Below are 21,066 nucleotides of genomic sequence, written 5' to 3'. Positions count from 1 at the left end.
GGGATGTGCTCCTTTCATTTATTATTTCAGTCCGATTTCTTCCTTCGTGTAATACTGTGTACCAACGATATCCTGCTCCACATTTGTACGGTCCACTGAGATTGGATCCAAGAGATACGCCGGAACAACCTCAATTCCGTTGTTATATGATGTTTCGTCATTAACTTCTGCCTGTTTTCCTTGCAAAATACTATTGGCCATCTCTACCGTCTTCTCCGCTAGCTTCCGTGTATCCTTGAACACCGTCTGCGTCTGTTCCCCGGCCACAATTGACTTAATTGAGGCAAGTTCGGCATCCTGTCCTGTAATAACGGGTAGCGGCTTGTTCGAAGTACCGTAACCAATCCCTTTCAAGGATGAAATGATACCAATACTGATTCCATCATAAGGAGATAATACTGCATCCAGATTATCACCCGAGTAATACGCACTCAGCAGGTTATCCATCCGTGACTGGGCCAGTGCACCGTCCCAGCGCAAGGTTGCAATCTGGGCCATCGTCATCTGCTTGCTGCGCACGACCAGCTTGCCGGAATCGATGTACGGCTTCAGGACAGACATCGCACCGTCGAAGAAGAAATAGGCGTTATTATCATCAGGAGAGCCACCAAACAGCTCAATGTTATACGGTCCTTTTCCATCCTTGAGCCCAAGCTTTTGTTCGATGTAGGAGGCTTGAAGCACACCCACCTTAAAATTGTCGAACGTGGCATAATAGGTTAAATATGGCGTATTACGAATGAGCCGATCATACGAGATCACTTGTATCCCTTCGTCATGTGCCTTCTTGATCACATCCGTTAATGTGTTGCCATCCACGGACGCGATGACCATCACATCCACACCTTTGGTGATCATGTTTTCAATCTGTGAAATCTGATTTTCAACCACGTCCTCAGCATACTGAAGATCGGTTTTGTACCCCTGCTCCTGAAACAGACGGACCATGTTCTCCCCGTCTCCCACCCATCGTTCTGATGATTTGGTTGGCATCGATATACCGACATATCCCTTTTCTTTGCTGCCTGGCCCACTCTCTGCCAGATTGCAGGCCGAGAGCATCAAGGTCATCACCAGAAGCCAGATGAGCATTGCTCCTTTTTTCATATGAAGTTCCCCTTTCCTCACATCATACGGTTCTGATTGAGTTATAAGATAACGCTTACAATGCATGTGGTACATTCTGTTGCTTGGTGTTCCTATCTGAGACCAATAGTAGCATTGGAGATACTGCAAGGTCTTTGCACGTTTTGAACCTTTTTTATAAAAATTTAACTTTTGATGGAAACGCTTAAAGTATAAGTTTGATCCACGAGATACCATTCCAGAGTCAAAAAAAAGGACATGCTCCACTTCGCTTCACACGAAGTAGAACACATCCATCTCATTTATCACATGTCTAAGTGAATAACTGTAATACGATATTTAATTCGCAGAAGGATGATAGGCTGTCCCCCCGTTCTTTCGATATTGCACTGGTGAAATGCCCATTGTTTTCTTAAATGCAGTGCTGAAATAATGTTGGGTATCATAACCTACACGATCAGCTATGGTGTGGATCGGCAGTGTTGTTGAATCTAATAACTGTATAGCCTTGCGAATGCGAGCATGCGTGACAAGCGTGACAAAGGAATCATTCAGCTCTTTCTTCAGCACACGACTAAGATATACGGCAGATACTTGTAGACGGGAAGCAAGCGATTCCAGGGTCAGTTCCCGCTCGGCATATTCTTCGTGAATAAGTTGTCTTGCCCGGCGAACCAGAGGCGACAACTGTACTTCCCCGAATACCCGTTCACGGCAATGACGGTACGTATCCGGCGTTTCTTCCAGTGTCCCTGCATGTGTCTCCACATGAGCATGAATGGCAATATTCAGGCAAGAACTGATCTGTTGTTCCAGAAGGGACTCTATTTCTTCAGGGGCTTCCTGCCACAGACACATGCCGATCAACCCGCTTACGTCCCGAAACAGGACATGTGGCACGTCCCCCAGCAGTTCACTAATTATATTTTCCACTGCAAACAGAAACAACTGACGATCATTCTCTCTCAGTATCGTCTGACGAGCTTCAGCGGCAGGCCAGCGTACGACCCCGATCTGCACAGGTGGGACGGGGGGCAGCCGCAAAAACACAAGCTGCTCCGTCAGATTCCTCCCTTCAGCCTGCCCCTCCAGCCACTCCAGCATAAATCGCTGGCGAAGCAACGGGATATTACGTTCAATCTGATGAGCTGCCTGTTGTACATATGCCGTCCTCTGGTGCTCTTCAGTAAGTCGCTGATGCAATCGCTCAAGTGCAGCATATAATTGTTCTGCTTGCACAGGTTTTAGAATGTAATCCTCTACGCCAAGACGAACCGCCTCCTGCGCATATGCAAATTCATCATGTCCCGAGATGATCAGGTAACGACAGCCTGGACACTTCTGCTGAAGGGCACGGATTAGTTCGATTCCGTTCAGAAATGGCATATTCATATCAACGAGAACAATATCCACACCCAAATCAGCCGCCCGTTCCAGCGCTTCCTCGCCATCTTCCGCTTCACCAACAACCTCCATCCCGAGAGTTGTCCAGTCAATGGCATCCCGAATTCCCTCACGAATGATCGGTTCATCATCAGCGATGAGCACGCGGTATTTCTTCGCCACATGGCTATCCGGCGTAATCTCCATTACTGTGGTCGATGCGGATGTCTCATCTGTTTCAGTGGAATTTGTCACGGTCGATTTTATGAATTTTCCCATTCATTCTCCTGCCTCTCTTCATTATTGATTTGCTAGATTGGTGGGAGCTCTCGCATCAACGGATGAATGATGGTCACACTCGTTCCTTCACCTTCCTGGCTCTCCAGTTCAATACCGTACTCATCGCCAAAGGACAGCCGGAGACGGGCCTGCACATTCAACATTCCATAACTTTTGCCTGTCATCCCAGGCGAAGACGCTTCCAAACTTGCTAGAGGAGCTTCGAGCAGCTGCTGCATCTCGGCCAGTCGTTCGTTGGACATGCCTGCTCCATTATCCTGAACGGTCAGCAGCAGTCTGTTATGTTCCAATCTGGCCTCCACCCGAATGTGTCCCGGCCCACGCCTGCCCTTGATTCCATGATAGATTGCATTCTCTATCAGGGGCTGAAGCAGCAGCTTTAACACAAAAAGGTCCCGCAGTTCCTCTGGAATATTCAATGTATACTGAAGACGATCGCGGTATCGTGTCTGCTGAATTTGCAGATAGCTGGTCATATGCTCAAGCTCGGAGTGCAGTGGAATGTAATCCTGTCCTTTACTGAGCCCTATGCGAAATAATCGAGATAACGCGCCAACCATGCCGGACACATCTTCTGCACCTTCTTTGCGTGCCATCCAATGAATCGTATCCAAGGTATTGTATAAAAAGTGTGGTTTGATATGCTCCTGCAAACTTCGCATTTCAGCGTCGCGCTTCTGCCGCTCCCTCAATTCATTTAGTGATATCAGTTGTCTAATCTGTGCCAGCATTCGGTTATAACTGTTGCCAAGCATGCCAATCTCGTCAGCGCGATCGCTCCAGCGACCTGGTCTGAGATTGCCAGTCTCCGCCCTGCGCATATAGGACATGAGCCGGAAAATAGGCTGAGCAATGGAACGGGAGAACCATAAAGAGGCACTCAGGCCAAACAAACACACCACAAATACAAAGCTAACCACGTAAAACTGGATTTGGCGTACTTCGGATATCGAGTCTCTTGTGGGAAATACCCCTACCGTTCTCCAACCCGTAAAGGTAGACGACTGATACATGAATAATAACGTTCCACCTTCTGTATCGGCGGTAAATGTTCCACTCTCACCGGAGGGGAACCAGTCTGTGGGAATGTGTTCTATTAGCGGGTGCTCCGGCTTGTATACACTTTGACCTTCTGCATCCGTCACCATCACATAACCGGATTTCCCCAAGGTTACATTACGGGCAGCCTGAGAGACGGACCTTAGTTTAAGATCAATCATAATAACACCCCGCACACGTCCTGACGCTTCATCTGTTATGGAACGTGCAACCGATACAATCTCATCATCCTTGTAGCGTACATGTGTCGTGAGATTACGCTCTTTCGGCTGACCCAACACCATGAAGATGCCCGGATTGGCCGAAGCTTTTTGGTACCAATTTTCCTGGATCAGGCTCTGTTCCGCTCGGGGATACATCTCGTTGCTAATATAGTCACCATTTGCATTGACGAGAACAATCCCGGCGATTTCAGGATACAATGTTGTGAACCCCTGCAAGGTTTGTTTGATGCCATATAACCGATTTTGCTCCGTTTCGGCATTGGTGTCCATGTTCATCGGTTCGATACCTGCTTCATCATTCAGTGGCATTTTGTCGTTCATAAAAGCATCAATATCCGGGTCAAATGCAATCAGATAGGTCATGTTTTGCAAATTCTCCATTTTGCTGTTCAGAGCTTCATTCACTTTGCCAATCAGTTGCATGGTATGCCCTTCAACCTGTCGTTCAACAACCCGCTCCACCGTCCAGTTCACAAGCAACCCAAGCCCTACGGAAGGCACAATGGCGAATAACAGAAAAAGCAGCATCAGCTGGTACCGAAGGGGCATATTACGCAAGCGTAAACGCCGAATCCCGTTCCTGAAAGTGGAGAGAATCGCTCTCCTGCTCCAAGGCCTTGGACTCTTGAAATCTCCTTTGTTATTTGGCATAGTAATCATCCACATCCAAGCGTGTCACCACAGATATCCCTGTGTCCACCATCACGGGAAGCGGTGCATTTTCACCGGATGAGGATGGGGCAGGGACCGTTAACTGGTGATGCAGATGGAACAGATATTGGAGTGACCAATATCCCATATTCCAGGTTCCCTGTGCAATTGTAGCTGAGATCGTACCATTCTTGATCATATCCAATGTAGCCTTATTTGTATCAAACGAAATAATCTGCAATGGATGTCTGTCCCCCGCAGTTTGAACGGCTTCACCCGCTCCTGCTCCTCCGGTAGCTTCAGTCACAAAAATACCCGCTAGCTCCGGATGTTCCTTCATCATTCTCAGTGTTTCGTCTCTGGATACCATCGCATCACCGTGTCCGTCTGCAACTTCAACAATCTGCATGGAAGGGTATCTCTCCTTGATCGTATCGCGGAAGCCCTTCGTCCGCTCTTCATGATTTTGTTGTCCGGGCAAGGTTAATACCGCGACCTCTCCCTCACGACCCAGCAGTTCAGCCATTTTATCGGCAGCCATTACACCCGACTTGTAATTATCTGTCCCAAGAAAAGAATAGGCCTGGCTACCAGGTGCATCCGCGTCAAATAATACAACAGGGATATCTGCGTCGATTGCCTTGTTAATCGCTGGAACTAACGATTGAGGATCGATTGCAGATATGGCAATGCCCGCAGGTTTACGAGCGATAGCCTGCTCGATCACCATGGTCTGCTCCTTCGCATCATACCGGGTAGCCCCACGATATTCTACGGTCACGCCAAGTGCATCCGCGGCATCCTCGAAACCTTTGAGCGGGCTCTTCCAATACTCCAGCCCGGACTGGAATGTAATCATGATATACGTCTCTCCGATATCACCGCGCAGCCCCCGGTCCTCCCAAGAACTGTTTACCTGACTGGTGTATTCGAATCTCAATACATACAACGCAAATGCTGAGATTAGCAAAATGTAAACAAGTAGCATTTTTTTCATTCCGTTCACTTCCTCAAGTCGTCTGATCACCTTGTACATCGTCTAAATTGTAAACGCAATCATTCAAAAAGAAAACCACCCCTTATCTTTTAAAAGCAAGCTCCTGTTGCTAACCGTGTACCTGCTGCAATAATGTACTATATGGTTTCTCCCTTTGGACGTATGATCATGAAACTAAACTACAACCAGAGGAGAGCATCATCCTTATGAATCTTGCATCTTTTTTAATCTACTGCATCGTCGTAACATTTACCCCCGGCCCCAGCAATATCGTAATTCTTTCTTCTACACAGATCGTTGGCGCACGAAAAACAATGCGTTATGTCTGGGGAGCTACGTTGGCATTTGGTCTGCTGCTTACCGCTTCAGCTTTTCTTAATCAGCTTCTTGCGGGAGTGTTACCCGGAATTCTGAAGGTGATGCAGATTGTCGGCGGCCTGTACATGGTGTATCTGGCGTACCAGATCTACAAGATGGGTACCACCGAGGATGCACCGAAACAAGTTACCGGATTCTGGAACGGTTTCATCATGCAATTTGTGAACCCAAAGGTGGTCTTGTTTACTTTCACTGTCATTCCAAGTTATGTATTGCCCTTTTATCAAAGTTCATTCTCATCGTTTCTGTTCGTGGTGCTCATTACATTCATTGGATTTCTGGCCTATTCCAGTTGGGTTGTTTTTGGCACGGTTTTCAGAACGTTGCTGAATCGCCACCAAAAATTACTGAGTATTCTCATGGCACTTTTTTTGTTATACTCAGCCATTATAGTATCCGGATTGATCTAAAGCTTGGGAGGTGTGCTGCATGGAACGGTTTAACTATAAAAAGTCGCAAGACGTGCTGGCACTATCCGCCAGCTTTACTGATTTTGCATACAAAAAACATTGCCATGAAGAGTATGCGGTTGGCGTAACCCTGCGTGGCATTCAACAATATAACCTGGACGGACAATATCAGGCGTCTCACCAAAATGGTGTCATGTTGTTTAACCGTGAACAGTCCCATGATGGAAGCTCCTATGATAAGGCTGGCATTGACTATGTGATGCTGTATTTGAAGCCGGAATTGGTAGAGGAGATTATCGGCAAAAAGGAATTGCGTTTTGGAAGTCCCATCGTCTATGATCCCGAGCTTGCACGTAAGATCCTGATGCTGAACGATGCCGTTCAACTCAGACAGAACGAAGCCGAGTGCAGCGAACGGGTCTTCGATCTGGTTCACCTGCTGGCTCAGAAGGAAATGGACACCAAGCTCTGGTTGCCTCAGGACAACCTGGTCCGCAAAGCCAAGGAAATCATGTTTTGCAGCACTGAAGATGTGCTCAAGCTGGACAACCTGAGCTCCGAATTTGGCATGTCCAAGTTTCAATTTATCCGTGAATTCAAAGCACAAGCAGGCATATCCCCCTACCAGTTTTTCTTAAACTGCAAAGTAGAGCGTGCCCGTCAATCCATCGAAATGCAGAAGGACGTCTATGCTGCTGTTGCCGATTGCGGATTCGTCGATCTGACCCATCTGAATCGACATTTCAAACGGGTATTTGGTGTCACAGCTTATGAATACATGTTGCAGCTGAACTAGCTGCATCGGATCGATAATCTCGACTCCAAATGGGTGAAATTTTGACGCCACTCCTGAAAATCCCCGTATGGAACGCGGATGTACCTCGACGTTCTTACGGGGATTGACTTGTTTTTCAATCATACAAACCTTTTGTTATACAATCCAACTTTCAATTTTCATCAGACCTGCAATCAGATTCTTTTCTTTCGTTTCCATATCCACACGATTGCCAACGCTGCCAATAAAATGACTCCACCATATAATATGAGTTGGATATATTCACTTCTCCCATCGGTGGTTTCTCCAAAATCTTCTTTACTTACAAGCTTGCCCGCACCCAGCAATTTCAGATCGTCTCCGGCTTGTTCAATTGGAACATTGCGACTGCACAGATTCGTATGAAGCTTATGATCCACTTCATATTGATAAGCATAGATCAGGTAGGATTGATTCTTTTCAAATTGAATGCCACAGGAGTCAGACCCTCCGTCACTCGCGAGGATTTTCATCTTTTTGGCATTAACCCCCTTCCATGCAGTACCTACATCAAAGGTATACTCTCTTAATAAACCATCATGCTTCGACTGTTGAGAATTGCCTTTATTCACCACTTCTCCCGTAAATACTGCTGCGTAGGTCTTCAATCTCTTTTGAGCATCACTCTCGAGACAACTGCAAGCATACACTTTCTCTCCGGGAAATAGAGCTAACCCAGACGTAACCAACAGTAAGATCAACATGCACATCACCAAACGTCGTTTCATTCCGACCGCTCCCCTCCTACATTCTCTGCTTGAATAAGCGTTGTTAAGGTTACATATTTTTATTGCTACTATATTTATTGTAAAATTATAGCACAATACAAATATCGTTATGTCCGACATACGCAAGGACACAACATACGAAATCAACCATCACGGAGGAACTCAACATTTGATACACAACTGGAGAAAGAATATCTCATTCTCGCTGCTCGTTGCAGCGTTATGCATGATCGCTTTTATAAGCATCGCCCTGTCCATCAGCGACAACCAGATTCATCGATTTGATGATACCTTAATCGGCTGGATTCAGGGGTTGGAATCCCCTGGTATGACACAATTCATGCACCTTTTCACCTGGATCGGCAGCGAAATGCCAGTGGTCTTCATTACCATCATCGCCATGATTGTGTTGTACGTTTGCCTGCGACACAAACGCGAACTGCTCTTCCTGGCTTGTGTGCTCGCAGGTTCAACCCTGTTAAATGCATTGCTCAAGCTGGTATTCCAGCGTGCCAGACCTACCATTAACCGGATCATTGAAGTGAGCGGCTATAGCTTCCCCAGTGGGCATTCTATGGCAGCATTTAGCCTGTATGGTGGACTGGCCTTTCTAATCTGGAAACATGTACCCACCGTCACAGGACGTGTGCTGATGATTGTTGCCAGCGCCGTATTTATACTGACCATTGGTATAAGTCGTATCTACTTGGGGGTGCATTATCCAAGTGATATCGTAGGCGGATACTTCTTGAGTGGTTGCTGGCTCTCCACATGCATATGGTTTTATCGGCGGCATTTGGAGCGCATGTCCCATCTGCAAAGCAGAAGGTTGGCCTAGGCGGCCCGCTATGGAACTACACAAAGAAATACCCGGCCTTCCTTAACTGAAGGATAGCCGGGTATTTTTTATATTCATATATAGTAGTCCTGAATTCGTTCAGGACCACATGGACCGCTTGTCCCATTTAAGGGAACAGACGGATCTGTTTTTTTTACACCAAATTATAACTCTTCACCATTGGATTCGATGACTTTTTTGTACCAGTGGAAACTCTTCTTCGGTGTTCTGCTCAAGTCTCCGTTACCGTCGTTGTCCTTGTTGACATGAATGAAGCCATAACGCTTCTTCATCTCTCCAGTGGATGCGCTAACCAGGTCGATACATCCCCACATGGTGTAGGCAATCAGATCTACCCCGTCAGCTACCGCTTCTTTCATCTGTTCAATGTGACCTTTCAAATAATCAATGCGATAGTCATCTTGAATGGAGCCGTCTTCCTCTACCACATCAACAGCACCCAGACCGTTCTCAACCACCATCAGTGGAATCTGATAACGATCATACAGATGATTCAACGTGTAACGCAGTCCTTTTGGATCGATCTGCCAACCCCAGTCGGAAGCTTCGAGATATGGATTTTTGATACCGCCCAGCAGATTACCTTCTGCTCTCTCGAGGGACTCGTCCGCACTTTCAACCAAAGACATATAATAACTGAAGGAATAGAAGTCTACGCAGCCTTCACGCAAAGTCTGCTCGTCTCCCGGTTGCATCTCGATCTGGATACCTTCTTCGGCGAAGAAACGTTTGGCGAATCCAGGATACGCTCCACGAACCTGTACATCACCGCAGATCATATTAGAGATTTGGTCTTTCTTCTGTGCAAGCAACATGTCGTCCGGGTTACATGTGTTTGGATAGGTTGTCATGAAAGCGACCATACAGCCGATCTGGAAATCAGGGTTAATCTCATGCCCCAGCTTCACTGCTTTGGCACTCGCAACGAATTGGTGATGTAATGCCTGGAAACGAGTCTGAGGATCATCCACTCCGTCCACCAGTGTTTCTTTACCTTCAAACAGAATACCTGCAGCCATATAAGCACCCATCGGCATCGTCAGACAGTTGATTTCGTTGAACGTCAGCCAGTATTTGACCTGATCCTTGTAACGGTTGAACAGGGTTGTACAATAACGGATATAACAATCGATGACTTCACGTGAAGCCCAGCCGTTATACTTCTGTGTCAGACCGAATGGCGTTTCATAATGGGAGATTGTTACGAGCGGCTCAATATTGTACTTTTTCAACTCGGCAAAAACATTGTCGTAGAACTGCAATCCCTCTTCGTTTGGCTCCAGATCATAACCGTTTGGATAGATCCGGGACCAGTTGATGGACATGCGGAACATTTTGAAGCCCATCTCTGCCATCATGGCAATATCTTCTTTGTAATGTCCGTAAAAATCAACCGCTTCATGGCTCGGATAATACGTGCCCTCTTCCAATACAGGCGTAATCCGGCGTGGAATCGTGTGGGTTCCCCCTGTCATCATGTCAGACGTGCTTGGCCCCTTACCACCCTGGTTCCATCCACCCTCGAATTGATTGGCAGCCGTAGCGCCACCCCAGTAAAATCCTTCTTTCATTGTCATGACCAGTTCCTCCTTCATATCTCAACAAGACTATGTAACCAGTGTACCACCCATACCCTGACACCTGTTGTCATGGTATAATCAGAGCATGGAAAATAACCGACTATTTCGAATGTTGCTTTTGTTATTGGAGAAAAAGAAAGCCACTGCACCAGAGCTCGCCCGTATGTTCGAGATTTCTGTACGCACAGTGTATCGCGATATCGACCGGCTGAGCGCTGCGGGTATTCCCGTCTATACAACGACCGGCAAGCATGGCGGTATTCATCTTATGGACAACTATGTCATGGACAAGTCCCTGTTGTCGGAAGAAGACCAGAACGAAATTTTGATGGGACTATACAGCATCAGTGCGATCCCCCATCTTAACAGTGCCCATATGCTGCAACGGTTAACCGCCCTTTTTGATCACAAGCTGGATTGGATCGAATTCAATTTCTCACCATGGGGCAGCATCCCTCTGCAGGAGAGAGAACTGTTCAATCAGGTGAAGCAGGCTATATTAACGAATCAACTGATTACGTTTCATTATGTTAATTCGGATGGTGAGAAGAGCATTCCGACCGTGGAGCCACAGAAGCTTATTTTCAAAAACAGTACATGGTACTTCAAAGGCTACATTCATGATGATCCTGATCGTAAAGAATTCGAGACATTTAAGATGAAACGGATCACCCAGTTGACTTTTCTGGCGAGAAAACACGATCACTCTGTTACTGCCGGATCAAACGACCCTAAATCAGAAACAGCTCCTATCCTGACTCCTCTTACACTCTCGTTCTCCAGCAATATTGCATACCGAGTGTATGATTTTTTCGAACCCTCCCTCATTAAAAAAGAGCCTGATGGCAGGCTCCGTGTTTCTCTCGAACTGAATGTAGGGGAATGGCTCTACTCCTTCCTGCTGTCGTTTGGTTCCGAGCTGACCGTAATCGAGCCTGTTCATGTTGGACAGGAATTGCTCAGACGTCATATCAAAGCCGTTGAACATTTGCAGAACGTCATGAACAAACTTCCCAACAATGAATGATATAATATAGGCCTATACAACTTTTGATCACAGCTGTCTCTCCGTCATCCATCTGACCGAAGGAGGTTTATCCATGCAAGACATTAGACGCAACAATGTGGAACGTTTCAAAGGTTTTGGTACGTTATACGATCAGAACCGACCAGCTGCTCCCACTGAAGTGGTGGATATTCTAACGACATATCTTGGCAGCACTCCACGTATGGTCGCAGATATTGGTTGTGGCACCGGCTTATCCTCGTGGATCTGGCTTAATCAAGCTGAACGTATCATCGGCTTTGAACCCAGCGATGACATGAGGTCTGTAGCTGAATCCAAGTGGGAATCTGCCGGGAAGCCGGATAACCTGCGGTTTGTATCCGGCTTGTCTCACGACCTCGGACTACCAGATGGCAGTGTGGATGTGCTGACCTGCTCGCAATCGTTTCACTGGATGGAGCCGCAACCCACACTACGCGAGTTTGCACGTGTACTTCGTACAGGGGGCATATTTGCAGCCTACGATTGCGACTGGCCGCCAATGTTAGACTGGCAGTTAGAACAAGCCTATCTGCAGCTGAATAAGGAAGCAGATCAACGAGCAGCCAGTCTGGCTCCCCAGGGTAGTCAGGCACACAAATGGAGCAAGGATGGGCATTTGCAGCAGATTCAGCAGTCCGGGTTGTTCCGATATGTCCGGGAAATCGTATTTCATCACCACGAGACATTCACAGCCGATCGATATGTCAATCTCGCCCTGAGCAAAGGCGGCCTGCAAACGGCGTTGAAACTCGGAGCGGATGATCTATTAACAGCTGCTGACGAGTTCAGAGCGCTGGCTAATCGTGTATTTGACGGAGAATCCAGAAAAGTACTCTTTTCTTATCGCATGCGCCTTGGTATTGTTTGAAAACCGCCCGTTGCTTGCATCTCTCGTACATACCAAATGAAAAAGGAGGTCCTACACGTCATAAACATGATCTGTAGGACCTCCTTTTGTCTACATCCTCAGGAAGAGAATAAGTCACTTAATTGTCGCTCCTGTACATTCAATGCCAACACCAATTTTGTTGGGTCTTGTCTTGAATAGATGATATTAATGATATGACCTTGCTGCACCTGGGTCAGCGCAGATGACAAAATTTCTTTTTGCGTTGTCACATTGAAGGTTTCACCGTTCGTCTTTGTTATGCTGAGTTTGAGCTGAAGCTTGATCTTGTTGCTGCCTCCACTTCCAAGTGGAGTGACATCAAGGATCTTAGCCATCGCTTTTTCCCCTGTTCTTGCAATATCCATCATTTCAGGTGATACCCCTTGCTGTACCATCTTTTCATCCAACAATTGCTGCATATCCTCCTGTGATAATTGCCCCTTCAGATCAAGCCCTACCTTGCGCTCATCCTTCACGGAGACCACTAACGGAATGAAACTGCCCGGCTGAAACTGTGCCATGGAGGTCAGCGGAATGACGGCTTTCATCTCGGTATCGTATTTCTCGCGCCCCTTACGCGACACCGTCAGACCCAATCGAACCTCAGGCTGTTCATTAATATACGTCCCCGTCTGTTGTATAGTCTTAATGACCCCAACTGCTGGTAAACCTGTCTTCACTCGACCTACGCCAAAAATATTGCTCAAAATCACAGGAACAAAGATCAGTGCAAACCCGGCAAAAATCGCAGGAGTGTACCACCATGCCTGCATAATCATAAATGGATCATTCCACATCTTCTGTGCCAGAAATGGGGAGAACCCCACTCCGAACACAGTTAATACGCCAATGAATCTCAGGAAACCTACCATATGATCCACCCTTTCTTAATCCTTCTCTTAATATCTCTATCAATATATCTATTTAGCGTTGTTATAAGCATTATATAAATAGATTATGACTGTCTTATAACCAAATACCTTCTAGATGGACATAAGCCCCATGTAGATCAGTTCGGAGGGATTTGCTGGATTTTGACCTAATCCCACCCGATCACCTACTCGTGGAATCTGCATTTTGGACACCAGTGTCTCTAATGTTCGCTGATACTGGTTGCCATTCGTTTCTGTCACATCCAACACAAGCACAACAATCGGATCAAAGTTGATCAGTTTGCCTGTATCGGTGATTGTCACCACCGTAGCCGTAGCTGTTAAAGGCAGAGAACCACTCGCCGCCAACTGTGCCTGCTTTGCCGAATCCAGACTTTGGTTGATGGCCTCACGATGTTCCTTTGATACAAAACCTTTCATCATCATGCCAGTGAGTCCTTTATTCATCATTTTATCCGCTTTAGCAATCGTATCTTCCTGTTTGTTCTTTTTACCGAACCATCCCATATCCAGCACCTCATTTGTTTTATTTGTTTTTAGAAGTTGTTCAAAAAGTCCACTTTTGATTACGAATCATGCCTAGCGGCATCATCAGCATCGAATATGAAATTCAGCCGAATAAGCATATGCTTATGAAGTATGTTTCCTTCGGAAACATTTTAGTTGCTCACGTAGTTTTCCTACGCTCCGCTACTCCATTTCTACCTTCATTCCATCTTCTCGGTACTGAAAACCAGACTTTTTGAACACGTATTTATAGTTAAATTATAAACACCGCGGCTTGTCCTTGAATACCCTTCTGGTGGCATACAAAAAAAACGAAAAATCCAGCAATTGAATTACGGGATAATCGTTTCTTGGGTAAGGAATGATGCTAATTTCGCAAAAAAAGATCTGCTAATCCAATCTTCATTTCACGATTGGCGGCCATATTTTGTGCCAAGTGCTTTGGCAATGCACAAAATCATGCCATAATCAGGCTCTTTCAAGCCGATTTCCACTCTATTTTTTGCGTAACAGATAGACCAGCTTCCGATAATACATCGCCGCTTCTTTGTATTTACGTTGATCCTCAGACACTACTGCCATCCCTTCATATAACGGTTCAAGCCGCATGACATGCTGCGCGGATTCAAAATAAGGCAGACACGCAAGCGCCCGCTCCATGAAAACTTCGCGATCTCCATGTGCAAGAGCCAGATGGCTCTGGTAGAAGGTTGCGCTCATCTGCTGGTCCTGTGTTGTTGCACATTTCAAGAGTTGATCTACACTCTGCGCGAGCACGCCCCAGTTCTTCCGTGCCAGAGCCACTTCGCATCGATACACACTGACGAGTGGCTGCATCGCGAGCTGAGTTTCTTCCGTTTCCTGCTGCAATAGCGATTCAAATCGTTCAATCTCTGTCTGTGCCTGATCCAGTTCACCTGTCATCGTCAGCATGACAATCCGATTGTTGGCAATCGCCGTCACCAGATCTCCCTGATTGCCCGCATACACGAGGTTTGCCTCCGCCATGGTTAATGCCGAAAGTGCTTCCTGAACCAGCCCCATTGCGAAGCAATAACCACTATATGCCACATATAATCCAGACAACCGATGGAACATCCGCTGATCATAGACATGACGCATCGTAAGCTCGAATACCTGTTTTGCCTCTTCATACTGTTTGACCTGGATATAGGCTTCCATCTTGATATTTTGCACAGACAGCCAGAATTCACTGCCAGGAAGCGCCAGCTCACTGAGCCTGGTTGCATGAGTTAGTACATCCACAAAAGCCATTTTGGAGCGATAATATTGTATTTTATAGAATAAAAGTGCTTTGACTAACGGGCGCGGCAAATCGATATCGTCTGGACGACCGTATTTCTCCAGGTAAAAATTGAGGTAGGACGTATGTATATACTCATGAGCCGTTGCATCGTTTAATTGCTGATAATAGACCGCCTTCATCAAGGCCGTTGTCAGCTCAACGGTCAGCGTGTCATCCCGATCTGCCAGTGCATGCACCGTATCTTCGGATATCGCCGACGCTGGAACAGACATTTGTTCAAAAACGACCTCTGCCCGTTCAATTGTATCCTCGTCCTGAGCCGCAGCTTTTAGAATATAGGTAGGGGATACCCCAAGACGCCCGGCGATGGCTTCTGCCAAGTCCTCAGGTAGCGGATAACGATCCGCCAGGATATTGGCAAAGTGGGCCTGCGTGACCAGACCTTCCACAAGGTCTTTACGGGAGATTTGTTTTCTTTTGCTTAGCAGTTCAATGCGTTCCTTCAGCATGGTATCCCTGTCCTTTCTATCCTAACAAGCGAGTACATTCTATTCACATCATCGCAAAATTAGAGATATAACGCCACCCTTCCGGCGAAATCAAACGAAACGGTTTCCGTTTCCGAGGTAATTGTTTTACAATAAGAAAGTATGTGTAAGAGCATTTTATCGAAATGCTGAAACATGAGCTGAATATGAAAGGATGCAAATAAATGATTATTAAACCAAGAACACGTGGTTTTATTTGTACCACTTCCCATCCTGTAGGTTGCGCTGCGCAAGTGCAGGAACAGATTGATTATGTGAAATCCCAGCCTGAGCTGAAAGGACCGCGTAATGTGCTCGTGATCGGTGCTTCCACTGGATACGGTCTGGCGTCACGCGTTGTTTCTGCTTTTGGAGCTGGAGCGAATACAGTCGGCATTTATCGTCCAAGCAGTTCCACAGAGAAACGTACAGCTTCTGCAGGATGGTACAACTCCGCTGCATTCGAAAAAGCCGCTGAGGAAGCAGGCCTGAAATCGTACAGCGTTACAGGTGATGCATTTGCAAACGAAACACGAGACAAAGCCGTTGAACTGATCCGCAGTGAACTCGGTCAAGTCGATCTGGTCGTATACAGCGTAGCCTCGGCACGCCGTACTGATCCGAACACGGGTGAAGTATTTAACTCTGTGCTGAAGCCTATCGGACAATCCTACACGAACAAAACGGTGAACTTCCACACAGGCGAAATTAGCTCCGTTACCCTTGAACCGGCAAACGAAGAGGAAATTCGTCAGACGGTAACCGTTATGGGTGGAGATGATTGGGAACTATGGATGGATGCCCTGCAACAAGGCGGCGTGCTTGCTGATGATGCAACAACCATCGCTTTCTCTTATATCGGTCCTGAACTTACGCATGCCATTTATCGTGATGGTTCCATCGGTCAAGCCAAGAATCATCTGGAAGCGACTGCACACAAGCTGAATGATCGTCTGAGTGCAAAAGGTGGACGTGCGTACTTAACTGTAGCCAAGGCGCTGGTGACTCAATCCAGTTCTGCAATTCCAGTCGTGCCGCTGTACATCTCAGCATTGTACAAAGTCATGAAAGAAAAAGGCTTGCATGAAGGATGCATCGAGCAATTGCAACGTCTGTTCGCTGATCGCTTGTATGCGGGAGGAGAAGTTCCAACCGATGCCGAAGGCCGTATTCGCATTGACGATTGGGAGATGAGAGCTGACGTTCAGGAAGAAGTGGCGAAGCTCTGGAATGAGTTGACCACAGAGAACATCTACGATCTGTCCGATCTGGAAGGTTACCGTCGCGAATTCTTCCAGCTGTTTGGTTTTGAAACCGATGGTGTGGATTATGAAGCAGATGTTGATCCCAACGTTGAAATGCCTCATCTGGTGAACTAAAGAAGTTTTGGCGTGGACGTGAACCTAGGTTTTTGTTTTCGTTAGCACTTCTGATGTAATGCTAGAGATATGATATTAAAATCAAATGAAGCAGGAGGGGCCCTCTGGCTCCTCCTTTTTTAGTCCTTTTTAAATCCGCTCAACAATTCCAATTTCCGTATCCATACATTCTTTCGTATATCCCCTAATCAAATCGATTTAAGCAGCTTTTTCAACTCTTTTGGTACCGTCTTCTCGATAGTAATGGAACGTGCTCCATGCATGGACGCAAAGAATTGAAGCCCCTCCCGAAAATCCGTAATCCATTCTTCCGCAGGTGGAGCAGTCTCCTCCATCGATAACAAACGAACGGTAAGTACTCCAGTTTTGCGATCAAGTCGTGGGTCCATACGTCCAATCAACCGATCACCGTGAAGAATAGGCATGGCATAATAACCGTAGGTTCTTTTCACCTCTGGCGTATAAATCTCCCATTTATAATGAAAATCAAATAAATCAACAATACGTTCTCTTCTCCATAACAGGTTGTCCAGCGGCGGCAGGAAACGTACCGGGCCAGACGGATCATAGTGTGGCTCTTCCCTTTCCATGTGCAGCAGCAAATCCTCATCTTCAGCACGGATATAATAAGGCGTGGCCACGTCCTCCACCTTAAGCGGGATCATTCGCCCATCTGACACACGGGCAGCAATATCGGCGCGTCGTTCAGCCGCTGTAGATTTCAGCCAACCCAGACGGGGATCACGGGCATCTACGACACGATACGCATGAATGTATTTATCCAGCAGAGCCTGTCTCTGGGCCAACACATCGATGTCATCTATCATCGGAAGTCCCTGTTGTTGCAATTCGGATTCAGTAATATGAAAATAACGTTCATTCCCCTGCCTCGCCACCACACGAATGACAGCGGAGTCCAACAGTAGATTCAGAGCAAGTGTGGTATCCTTTGTCTTTGGCACATCCGCACTGTCCCAATAACCACTTACCCTTTCAACAGCACGAAAAGCTCTTGAAGGCAAAGGTCCCTCTTCCTTCAAACGCTGTAACACATGCTGCACTGTTTTCTCCAGACCTTGCAAGGACGGAGCCAGACGCTCCCTTAATCGAGCACGCACAGGTTCAAAGAGAGCATAGTCTTCCATTGGAATGACACAGGCAGCATTAGCAAAATATTCAAACACCTTGTGATCACTCAGCAGTGTATTTAAGCTGTCAGCAGTATAACCAGGGTCACGAGCCCCCAGCACCAAATGCTGGTTTCCAGTTACAGCAGCCACAGGATCGATCTGCACGCAACCAAGGGAGCGAATCAAACTCAAAACTTGGTCGGGTCCCGAAGGTAAGGAAACTGCGGGCCAACGTCCCAGTAAAGCTTGCGTTTGCAGCAAAAAACGCCGAACGATTTTTTTATTCATGTGCAGCGCTGTTGTCATATGTATTGGTTCTTCCCTTCATTAAATATACACGGATTTATAGTCCAATTTATCAAGATACCTTGATTTTAACAGTCCACATGATTACTTTCCAACCAAAGAAAGAATTCAATGTCTTACTTATCCAGCAATCCGTTCCTTATGGACAAAATAAAAAGAAGCACCACCATCTTGGATGATCTGCTTCTTGTGTTTGACCTTTTGCAATTTTTCCTGCTTCGTAGGCATGAGCCGTACATGCTGGGATAACGCACCATAATCTCCGTTAACTCTTCGGCTCTGTTCCGAGCACCATTGACCTGACCGCTCTGCTTTGCGTAATGCTTTTTGTGTTTGTGTACGTGCCATAATGGATCACACACTCCTTTGGTTGATATACACTCAATATATCATGTGCAGCTACGCAAGTGAAGGTGCTTCCTACTGGAATGAGATGTACATCATTAAAAAGGCTTCCACCCAAGTACTTAGCGGGATTGCCGCTTTCGCCGGGACTGCCACGTCTCGATTGGTTCATGATCATCTTCTTCGATCAGTTCCAATGCTTCTTCCACTCTTCTGGCTTTGAATAACAGAATTAATTCCATCAGGTCTTCCCTGTCCAGCAGCTTCACTCCATTAACCGCTGCAAGCGTCCGACAGGCTTCGGTGTAACGGGCGGACGTTAATACAATCGACCGGTCGGCTTCATAATAACGCATCGATGTATATATCTCCTGCACAGCACTCAACCCTACGGGATGGTTCGCACCATATCGCTTCGCTTGTATCACACTTCGTCTGCCGAGTCTATCAACAAACACCAGATCTGCCCCAAAATCCCGGCTGCTTGTTGTCTTATGCACCTCATCGTACCCGAGCTCTTCGAATAAATGATAGAGATATAATTCAAATTCCGAACCATCCTCCATCTTGTCGATGTCCTTTATTGTGATCTTACGAGGATTTGCTTCACTTCTGATCCGCTGCCCGCGCCCGATAACCCTCCGAATAATCCAGGCCAGCAGCAACAATATAATGATACATCCAATGACCCATAGGGTCACATTTTCACTCCAGTTCATAGCTATTCTCCTTGTTTCATTTCCTATGTTCTATCCAACGTCTTACGCAGATACGGCTTGTCACCGCACTAAATATATCAGACTTCCACCTTCATCGAAAGAAGATGAATTCCTTGTAACCGTTATACTTCACCAAACATAGTCATTTCGACAAACCAATGATAAAAGGTTACAGTGCGTTCGGTTGAATTCAGCTTGACTTTAATGGTAAAATTCAACAATCGGTTCTATTTTGAACCGAAGAAGAAAGGTGGTTTATCACTTGCATACATTGACCAAACACAAGTCCAAAACATGGGCTGCCCTCATTCTCAGCGGCATGCTCCTCTTCACCATGAATACAACAGGTTACGCCGCTGCTTCAACCGAATCCATGCCCAAACCGGCGTGGACGTCATCTTCCCTGATGTTATCTGAGGCTAATACAGAGAAAGATGTCCTGATCAAGGGAATTCATGCCGTGCCATCCAAAAATCTTGTATATGTACATGCCTCCCAGCCCGTGACCAAAACAAGCAGCAAAACAACACTCGACTGGCAACTGGACTCTCTCCAAGCATTCGATGCGACAACTGGACAATTGAAGTGGAATACGATATTCCATGAGAAAAGTGGTCCTTATACCACCTACTCTGATTCGGTATATGCCAGCAACGGTACGGCTTATGTGTATATGGAATATTCAGACAAAACCAAAAAATTGTACTCATTTAATACATCCGGTAAAACCAACTGGGTCAAAACGGTGAATTCACCTGCAAGCATATCCCTATTGGATAACGATACGCTGATGGTTGCTTCAAGTCAGGGCGTGCAATCAAATAGTTCGATTCGCTCCGCCATCTCGTTATATGACAAAAAAGGCAAGCTGATTACCGAAAAGACCATCAACGGTAACGTGCTTAAGGCTGACCATGGTCGAATTGTAGTGGATGCCAGTAAACAAACCAAGGTAGGAAACTTCTGGCAGCAAGCTGCGAATCCCAAAGTAGAGATCTATGATCGTACGTTGAATCGTCTGTCCTTCTACCAATTCCCTGCCAATGCAAATACATTAGGAGATGGAGGCGGTGAATCGCTGGCCATTCTCGACGATGGTTCCATCATTATGCGCGCCAATTTTGAGAACACCGGTAACCGACTGATGGGCTTTGGCACCGATGGTAAGCTTGCTTGGGGACGTGCCATTGCTGGTGATGCCTACATTCAGACGGCTGGCAACGGTTATACAGTCTTTACAGGGCAGAAGCTGGAACTGTACACGATGAAAGGCAAAGTGACTGAGCGTACATTCAAGGATGCACAGCCTGCACTTATGCGTGTTGACCAGACACAGGATGGTCAGTATCAGCTTGATTTTGCCAAAACAGGATACATTCTTGATCCACAGACGCTGGAAGACGTGCATATCTACACGACCAGTGCCTCGGTTCCTTCATTAGAAGGTGTTTCAACCTATGTCGATGATGTCATCTATTCCTTGAACGATGAGACATTGTCCAAATATGTACTGAAGTCCAATTCTGCAAAATAAATACTCGATTTAATAATAAGCCGGGAGAGTTCCATAAGGAGCTCTCCCGGCTT

At 46.4% G+C, this 21,066-nt stretch carries 19 protein-coding genes; 7 read left to right on the top strand and 12 right to left on the bottom strand.

The window, feature by feature from the left end:
* Positions 1–21: 21 nt before the first annotated feature.
* The 4 genes from chvE to C170_RS28850 form a co-directional block, all read right to left on the bottom strand.
* Positions 22–1,107, bottom strand: a complete 1,086-nt coding sequence (gene chvE, locus C170_RS28865) for a multiple monosaccharide ABC transporter substrate-binding protein (protein WP_036617106.1) — start codon at positions 1,105–1,107, stop codon at positions 22–24.
* A gap of 318 nt (positions 1,108–1,425) precedes the next feature.
* Complete coding sequence (locus tag C170_RS28860; protein ID WP_036617526.1) at positions 1,426–2,724, bottom strand: response regulator; 1,299 nt, start codon at positions 2,722–2,724, stop codon at positions 1,426–1,428.
* Between the two features lie 56 nt (positions 2,725–2,780).
* On the bottom strand, positions 2,781–4,601 hold the full coding sequence (locus C170_RS28855) for a cache domain-containing sensor histidine kinase (protein ID WP_036617523.1): 1,821 nt from the start codon (positions 4,599–4,601) through the stop codon (positions 2,781–2,783).
* A 91-nt stretch (positions 4,602–4,692) separates the two neighbouring features.
* Complete coding sequence (locus C170_RS28850) at positions 4,693–5,700, bottom strand: substrate-binding domain-containing protein (protein ID WP_036617104.1); 1,008 nt, start codon at positions 5,698–5,700, stop codon at positions 4,693–4,695.
* A 206-nt stretch (positions 5,701–5,906) separates the two neighbouring features.
* Here C170_RS28850 and C170_RS28845 point away from each other — a divergent pair, with 206 nt between their 5' ends.
* Positions 5,907–6,488 (top strand): LysE family translocator, encoded by a 582-nt coding sequence (locus C170_RS28845; RefSeq protein WP_036617102.1) that lies wholly within the window; start codon positions 5,907–5,909, stop codon positions 6,486–6,488.
* A 19-nt stretch (positions 6,489–6,507) separates the two neighbouring features.
* On the top strand, positions 6,508–7,284 hold the full coding sequence (locus C170_RS28840) for an AraC family transcriptional regulator (RefSeq protein WP_036617099.1): 777 nt from the start codon (positions 6,508–6,510) through the stop codon (positions 7,282–7,284).
* A gap of 173 nt (positions 7,285–7,457) precedes the next feature.
* Here C170_RS28840 and C170_RS28835 read toward each other — a convergent pair whose 3' ends face one another.
* A complete protein-coding gene (locus C170_RS28835) occupies positions 7,458–8,030 on the bottom strand; it encodes a hypothetical protein (protein ID WP_036617096.1) in 573 nt (190 codons plus the stop codon).
* 169 nt (positions 8,031–8,199) lie between these two features.
* On the opposite strand from C170_RS28835, the gene C170_RS28830 reads away from it, so the two are divergent.
* Positions 8,200–8,868, top strand: coding sequence for a phosphatase PAP2 family protein (locus C170_RS28830; RefSeq protein ID WP_036617094.1), 669 nt, complete (start codon positions 8,200–8,202; stop codon positions 8,866–8,868).
* A 164-nt stretch (positions 8,869–9,032) separates the two neighbouring features.
* Here the strand turns inward: C170_RS28830 and C170_RS28825 are convergent, their stop codons facing one another.
* Complete coding sequence (locus tag C170_RS28825; protein WP_036617092.1) at positions 9,033–10,466, bottom strand: glycoside hydrolase family 1 protein; 1,434 nt, start codon at positions 10,464–10,466, stop codon at positions 9,033–9,035.
* Between the two features lie 88 nt (positions 10,467–10,554).
* Between C170_RS28825 and C170_RS28820 the strand changes: the two genes are divergently transcribed.
* Together C170_RS28820 and C170_RS28815 are read left to right on the top strand one after the other, a co-directional pair.
* A complete protein-coding gene (locus C170_RS28820) occupies positions 10,555–11,496 on the top strand; it encodes a helix-turn-helix transcriptional regulator (RefSeq protein WP_036617090.1) in 942 nt (313 codons plus the stop codon).
* Between the two features lie 73 nt (positions 11,497–11,569).
* Positions 11,570–12,385, top strand: coding sequence for a class I SAM-dependent methyltransferase (locus C170_RS28815; RefSeq protein WP_036617089.1), 816 nt, complete (start codon positions 11,570–11,572; stop codon positions 12,383–12,385).
* Positions 12,386–12,483: 98 nt separating this feature from the next.
* Here C170_RS28815 and C170_RS28810 read toward each other — a convergent pair whose 3' ends face one another.
* The 3 genes from C170_RS28810 to C170_RS28800 form a co-directional block, all read right to left on the bottom strand.
* Positions 12,484–13,278, bottom strand: coding sequence for a hypothetical protein (locus C170_RS28810; RefSeq protein WP_036617520.1), 795 nt, complete (start codon positions 13,276–13,278; stop codon positions 12,484–12,486).
* 111 nt (positions 13,279–13,389) lie between these two features.
* Complete coding sequence (locus C170_RS28805) at positions 13,390–13,806, bottom strand: hypothetical protein (protein ID WP_036617087.1); 417 nt, start codon at positions 13,804–13,806, stop codon at positions 13,390–13,392.
* Positions 13,807–14,301: 495 nt separating this feature from the next.
* Positions 14,302–15,582, bottom strand: coding sequence for a hypothetical protein (locus C170_RS28800; RefSeq protein ID WP_036617085.1), 1,281 nt, complete (start codon positions 15,580–15,582; stop codon positions 14,302–14,304).
* Between the two features lie 203 nt (positions 15,583–15,785).
* Between C170_RS28800 and fabV the strand changes: the two genes are divergently transcribed.
* Entirely contained in the window at positions 15,786–16,979 is a 1,194-nt protein-coding gene (gene fabV, locus C170_RS28795) for an enoyl-ACP reductase FabV (protein ID WP_036617082.1), read from the top strand.
* 188 nt (positions 16,980–17,167) lie between these two features.
* On the opposite strand, the gene C170_RS28790 is transcribed toward fabV, so the two are convergent.
* From C170_RS28790 to C170_RS28780, 3 genes are all read right to left on the bottom strand, one after another.
* Complete coding sequence (locus tag C170_RS28790) at positions 17,168–18,415, bottom strand: DNA glycosylase AlkZ-like family protein (protein WP_235200856.1); 1,248 nt, start codon at positions 18,413–18,415, stop codon at positions 17,168–17,170.
* A gap of 120 nt (positions 18,416–18,535) precedes the next feature.
* Positions 18,536–18,763, bottom strand: a complete 228-nt coding sequence (locus tag C170_RS28785) for a hypothetical protein (protein WP_036617079.1) — start codon at positions 18,761–18,763, stop codon at positions 18,536–18,538.
* Between the two features lie 119 nt (positions 18,764–18,882).
* Positions 18,883–19,479: a restriction endonuclease gene (locus tag C170_RS28780; RefSeq protein ID WP_036617077.1), complete on the bottom strand. Its 597-nt coding sequence runs from the start codon at positions 19,477–19,479 to the stop codon at positions 18,883–18,885.
* Between the two features lie 262 nt (positions 19,480–19,741).
* On the opposite strand from C170_RS28780, the gene C170_RS28775 reads away from it, so the two are divergent.
* Positions 19,742–21,013, top strand: coding sequence for a PQQ-binding-like beta-propeller repeat protein (locus tag C170_RS28775; RefSeq protein ID WP_036617075.1), 1,272 nt, complete (start codon positions 19,742–19,744; stop codon positions 21,011–21,013).
* The last annotated feature ends 53 nt before the right edge of the window (positions 21,014–21,066 follow it).

The sequence above is a fragment of the Paenibacillus sp. FSL H7-689 genome, assembly GCF_000517905.1.
GTDB lineage: Bacteria > Bacillota > Bacilli > Paenibacillales > Paenibacillaceae > Paenibacillus > Paenibacillus amylolyticus.
This window is presented reverse-complemented; position numbering and strand designations above follow the sequence as displayed.

What these genes read in the sequence shown, in the direction of transcription:
- C170_RS28800 (WP_036617085.1), bottom strand. Translation starts at nt 15,582, where the DNA reads ATGCTGAAGGAACGCATTGAACTGCTAAGCAAAAGAAAACAAATCTCC.
- C170_RS28835 (WP_036617096.1), bottom strand. Translation starts at nt 8,030, where the DNA reads ATGAAACGACGTTTGGTGATGTGCATGTTGATCTTACTGTTGGTTACG.
- C170_RS28780 (WP_036617077.1), bottom strand. Translation starts at nt 19,479, where the DNA reads ATGAACTGGAGTGAAAATGTGACCCTATGGGTCATTGGATGTATCATT.
- C170_RS28785 (WP_036617079.1), bottom strand. Translation starts at nt 18,763, where the DNA reads ATGGCACGTACACAAACACAAAAAGCATTACGCAAAGCAGAGCGGTCA.
- C170_RS28825 (WP_036617092.1), bottom strand. Translation starts at nt 10,466, where the DNA reads ATGACAATGAAAGAAGGATTTTACTGGGGTGGCGCTACGGCTGCCAAT.
- C170_RS28855 (WP_036617523.1), bottom strand. Translation starts at nt 4,601, where the DNA reads ATGCCCCTTCGGTACCAGCTGATGCTGCTTTTTCTGTTATTCGCCATT.
- C170_RS28805 (WP_036617087.1), bottom strand. Translation starts at nt 13,806, where the DNA reads ATGGGATGGTTCGGTAAAAAGAACAAACAGGAAGATACGATTGCTAAA.
- C170_RS28850 (WP_036617104.1), bottom strand. Translation starts at nt 5,700, where the DNA reads ATGAAAAAAATGCTACTTGTTTACATTTTGCTAATCTCAGCATTTGCG.
- C170_RS28845 (WP_036617102.1), top strand. Translation starts at nt 5,907, where the DNA reads ATGAATCTTGCATCTTTTTTAATCTACTGCATCGTCGTAACATTTACC.
- C170_RS28840 (WP_036617099.1), top strand. Translation starts at nt 6,508, where the DNA reads ATGGAACGGTTTAACTATAAAAAGTCGCAAGACGTGCTGGCACTATCC.
- C170_RS28790 (WP_235200856.1), bottom strand. Translation starts at nt 18,415, where the DNA reads ATGACAACAGCGCTGCACATGAATAAAAAAATCGTTCGGCGTTTTTTG.
- C170_RS28810 (WP_036617520.1), bottom strand. Translation starts at nt 13,278, where the DNA reads ATGGTAGGTTTCCTGAGATTCATTGGCGTATTAACTGTGTTCGGAGTG.
- C170_RS28820 (WP_036617090.1), top strand. Translation starts at nt 10,555, where the DNA reads ATGGAAAATAACCGACTATTTCGAATGTTGCTTTTGTTATTGGAGAAA.
- chvE (WP_036617106.1), bottom strand. Translation starts at nt 1,107, where the DNA reads ATGAAAAAAGGAGCAATGCTCATCTGGCTTCTGGTGATGACCTTGATG.
- fabV (WP_036617082.1), top strand. Translation starts at nt 15,786, where the DNA reads ATGATTATTAAACCAAGAACACGTGGTTTTATTTGTACCACTTCCCAT.
- C170_RS28815 (WP_036617089.1), top strand. Translation starts at nt 11,570, where the DNA reads ATGCAAGACATTAGACGCAACAATGTGGAACGTTTCAAAGGTTTTGGT.